General features: G+C 74.1%; 4 protein-coding genes and 2 pseudogenes. 3 read left to right on the forward strand and 3 right to left on the reverse strand.

Going from position 1 to position 3,929, the window contains the following annotated elements; translation table 11 throughout:
* Both AB0J52_RS31035 and AB0J52_RS31040 read left to right on the forward strand, forming a co-directional pair.
* Window positions 1-205, forward strand: a pseudogene (locus AB0J52_RS31035) (amidohydrolase); the annotation flags it as partial.
* Complete coding sequence (locus tag AB0J52_RS31040; RefSeq protein ID WP_500186270.1) at window positions 195-719, forward strand: cysteine dioxygenase; 525 nt, start codon at window positions 195-197, stop codon at window positions 717-719. The pseudogene AB0J52_RS31035 and the gene AB0J52_RS31040, both read left to right, overlap by 11 nt.
* Here AB0J52_RS31040 and AB0J52_RS31045 read toward each other — a convergent pair.
* Together AB0J52_RS31045 and AB0J52_RS31050 are read right to left on the reverse strand one after the other, a co-directional pair.
* A complete protein-coding gene (locus tag AB0J52_RS31045) occupies window positions 682-1,764 on the reverse strand; it encodes a hypothetical protein (RefSeq protein ID WP_500186271.1) in 1,083 nt (360 codons plus the stop codon). The genes AB0J52_RS31040 and AB0J52_RS31045 overlap by 38 nt on opposite strands.
* Before the next feature lie 2 nt (window positions 1,765-1,766).
* A complete protein-coding gene (locus tag AB0J52_RS31050; protein ID WP_500186273.1) occupies window positions 1,767-2,726 on the reverse strand; it encodes a rhomboid family intramembrane serine protease in 960 nt (319 codons plus the stop codon).
* 115 nt (window positions 2,727-2,841) lie between these two features.
* On the opposite strand from AB0J52_RS31050, the gene AB0J52_RS31055 reads away from it, so the two are divergent.
* On the forward strand, window positions 2,842-3,582 hold the full coding sequence (locus AB0J52_RS31055; protein ID WP_500186275.1) for an SGNH/GDSL hydrolase family protein: 741 nt from the start codon (window positions 2,842-2,844) through the stop codon (window positions 3,580-3,582).
* Here the strand turns inward: AB0J52_RS31055 and AB0J52_RS31060 are convergent.
* A pseudogene (locus tag AB0J52_RS31060) lies at window positions 3,473-3,929 on the reverse strand (hypothetical protein); the annotation flags it as partial. The gene AB0J52_RS31055 and the pseudogene AB0J52_RS31060 overlap by 110 nt on opposite strands.

Genomic DNA, 3,929 nt, shown 5'->3' on the forward strand with positions numbered 1-3,929 from the left:
CGCGTTCGTCGAGACGTCCTCCTACGGGCCGCGCGCCGCCGACGCCGTCGTGCGCGCGCTGGGCGTGGACGTCGTCGTGCACGGCAGCGACCGCCCCTACGCCGCCCCCCTGGACCTCGGCCTCGGTGAGGCCGCCCGCCACGCCTTCCGCGTGGCCAACCCGTACCGCCTACTCGGAGGAGAGGAGCGAACCCATGTCGCCTGACGCCGTTCTCATCGAGGGCAGGTCCTGTCTGCCGGAGCTGCCCGCCCGGCCGCTGGACAAGCACGAGCTGCGGGAACTGGTGGACGAGCTGGCCGAACGGCCCGAACTCTGGCGGCAGCACGTCGCCTTCTCCGACGGCGAGCGGCACTACGCGTCGCTCCACCGCGACGAGTACGTGGACGTGTGGCTGCTGTGCTGGACGCCGGAGAACGACACCGGCTGGCACGACCACGACGTGTCGTCCGGCGCGGTGCGGGTGGTCGCGGGCGAGCTGGAGGAGTGCAACCCGCGGATCGGCGGTGAGCACGTGCGCGTGCGCGTCGGCGAGGGCGCGTCGTTCTCGTTCGGCCCCGACCACATCCACCGGCTCGTCGGGTCGGCCGAGGCGAGCGTGTCGATCCACGCGTACTCGCCGCCGCTGTGGCGGCTCGGCCAGTACTCCATCAGCGACGACGGCGTGATGCGCCGGATCTCGGTCAGCTACGCCGACGAGCTGCGTCCGCTGGACGACTGAGCCGGTCCGACGCCGCGCACACGAGGACGGCGGCCAGGAAAGCCACGGCCGCGCTTCTGAGCAGCCCGGCCTCGTAGTAGGTGTCCGACGCCGCGTGGCGGGACACCAGGCCCGCCACGCCGCCGACGCCTGCCGCCAAAGCAAGCTGCCCGCACCACCCGGCCACCCGCTTGAGGCTCTGGCCTCGCAGTGTCTCCCGCAGGGCGAGGACGGCCGCCGCGACGCACACCGCCAGCCCGGCCGCCGCCGACGGCAACGCCAAGCCGAAGTTCACGCCGTACCGGATGGCCAGGGCCGGGACGAAGAACAGCACCAGCGCCCAGCACAGCCCGGCGGTCACCGTCCGGACGGCCACTCCGGGCTCACCCCGTTCCCCGTAGCGGTCCGCCACCAGGCGCGCGCCCACGAGGACCGCCAAGGCGGCGAGCGCCGAGGGCAGGCGGCCGGGCAGGTGGCCCAGGTTGTAGAGCAGGGCCGTGTCGTAGACGGTCAGGACGAGCTGCCCCAACCCCCAGGTGTACGCGCCGAACGCCACGAGCCCGACCACCCCGAGCGGACGTTCCACGGCGGTGTCGTGCCGGGTCGTCCAGCCGATCCACACCGGCGTGAGGACGGCGGAGGCGACCCTGATGGCGATGTCGGCGTCCGTGTAGGGGTTGTGGAAGTGCTGCTCGACCAGGCAGAACACGGTCGTGTAGACGGCGGAGGCGGCCCAGAGGGGCGGGCCGTCCAGCAGGCGGCGGTACCACCGGACCGACAGCCGGCGCAGGACGACGCCGTACGCCAGCAGGACGAACGGCAGCTCCAGGAACGCCTGCACGCGCAGCACGCTGAGGGCCAGCAGACCGGGGGCCGGGACATGTGAAGCGAAGGCCCGCATGCCCGGACCGTCGGCCAGGGCGAACCAGCCCGACGGCAGGTAGGAGGCGACGAAGGAGACGTCCCCGCCGTGCTCCCGGAGGACGTAGACCGTGAACAGCACCTGGTTGAGGTAGACGAGCCCGGCCACGAGGGCCAGGCCCGCCGAGGGACGTCTCCAGGGCATGGTCAGGTCAGGGTCGAGGTCTTGACCGCCACGAGGACGAGGAGCAGGGCGAAGAGCGCGACTCCGGCGGCCGCCTGGACCAGGGCGCGGCGGGCCTTGGGGGCGTAGGCGAAGGCGACCGCGATCACGCCGCCCGCGAGGAAGCCGCCGAGGTGGCCCTGCCAGGAGGTCAGCCCGGCCGAGATCACCAACCAGACCAGGACGTAGAGGGTCTGCTGGTTGGCGGCGCGCATGTCGTGGCCGAGGCGGCGGCTGAACACCCAGTAGGACGCCGCCAGGCCGAACACCGCGCCGGACGCGCCGAGCGCGCCGGTCGTGGGCGCGACCAGGAAGGCCAGCACCGAGCCGCCCAGCGCGGAGAGCAGGTAGAGCGCGCCGAAGCGGGCCCAGCCGAGCATCTCCTCGGTCCGCCTGCCGAGGGTCCACACCCACCACATGTTCAGCGCGATGTGCAGGACGCCGAACCCGGCGCCGGGCGGCTGGTGCAGGAACGCGGAGGTGATCAGCCGGTACCACTCGCCGTGCGCGATGCCCACCTGCGTCCAGCCGGGCGGGACGTGCCCGCCGTCCACGAAGTAGTGGCCGTCCGGCGAGCGCAGGCCGGTGCCGAGCGCGTCCAGGCGGTCCACGATGCCGGGGGCGGCGAGTTCGCCCAGGTAGGCCAGGACGCAGAGGCCGATGATCGTGTAGCTGACCCAGGGGGTGCCGCCCACGCGTCCGCCGAACACCGACCGGGCCTGCCGGACGCTCCGGTGGCCCTCCCGGACGCACTCGACGCACTGCTGCCCGACCGCCGCGTCGCGCAGGCAGTCGGGGCAGGTGTAGCGGTCGCACCGGACGCAGCGGACATAGGTCTCGCGCTTGGGGTGCCGGTAGCAGGACGGCGTCTCGTTCTGGGGCCGGGGCGGCGGCGCGGCCGGGGTGTCCGCCGGCGGTCCGGCCGGGGGCTCGGCGGTGGTCATCGGGGGGCTCCGTTCGGGGCTGGGGGGCGCCGATCATAGCGGCGGGAAACGACACCGGCCGCTGGTCGAGATCGCTAGGATGCGCGGAAAAGTACTTAATCATGGTGGTTTGTCGATGGCGTCTCGCCGCGTCCGCCGTAGCGCGGCGTCCCTGCTGGTCTGCGTTCCGCTCGTGCTCGGCGGGTGCGCCTCGAACGCGCCCGCGGCCTCCAAGCGGCCCAAGTCCGTCGACCGGGTCGCCGGGTCCGCGCCCGTGGTGATGTTCCTCGGCGACTCCTACACGGTCGGCGAGAAGGGCGTGCAGCCCGAGACCACCTACGCCGCCGCCACCGCGCGGCTGCTGGGCTGGCAGGTCATCGTGGGCGGACGGTCCGGGACCGGGTTCGTCAACCCCGGCGCCAAGAACAACCCGTTCGGCAAGCTCTTCGAGGACCAGCTCGGATGGCGGCCCGCGCCCGCCCTGCTCATCGTGTCCGGCGGCCACAACGACGCCAAGTTCCCGCCCGCGCAGGCGTCGGACGGGGCGCTGGCGCTGCTGCAGAAGGTGCGGGCGCGCTGGCCGCGCACCCGGATCGTGCTGGTCGGGCCGCTGTGGGGCAGCGACCACCCGTCCGCCGGGGCCCTCGCGGTGCGGGACGGGCTGCGGACGGTCGCCGGACAGTTCAAGGTCCCGTTCATCGACCCCCTCGCGGAGCGGTGGATCACCGGGGACCGGGACGAGGGCACCGGGAACGCGCCCCGCTTCGTCAAGCCGGACAGGGTTCATCCGACGCCGGACGGCCACCGCTACCTCGCGACCCGTCTCGCCGAGGACCTCCGGAAGGCCGGTCTGGCCCATCCGGCGTACAACGGCTGACCGCCTCGTCCAGGCCGAGGCGGGCGCCCTCGGCGAAGGCCTCGGCGAACGCGGCCTCGCCGAGCGCGGACGCCGCGGACGCGGTGACCCGGTCGACGTCGCCCCGCTCGGCGGGCGGCAGCGGAGCCCCGACCCCGCGCCGGGCCGCGTCGGCGGACCCGAGCAGCAGCGCGGCCCGGCGCGCGTCCCCGGCCAGGGCGAACGCGCCCGCCATGCCCTCCAGTGACAGCGCGAGCGCGCGGGCCTCGGCCAGCTCGCGGGCGATCGCCAGCCCGGCGCGGTGGCGGTCGAACGCCGCCGCGGGGTCGCCGCGCAGCTCGGCGATGAAGCCCTCCTCGTGGGCCATC

This window comes from Spirillospora sp. NPDC049652, from assembly GCF_040675125.1.
Classification (GTDB): domain Bacteria; phylum Actinomycetota; class Actinomycetes; order Streptosporangiales; family Streptosporangiaceae; genus Spirillospora.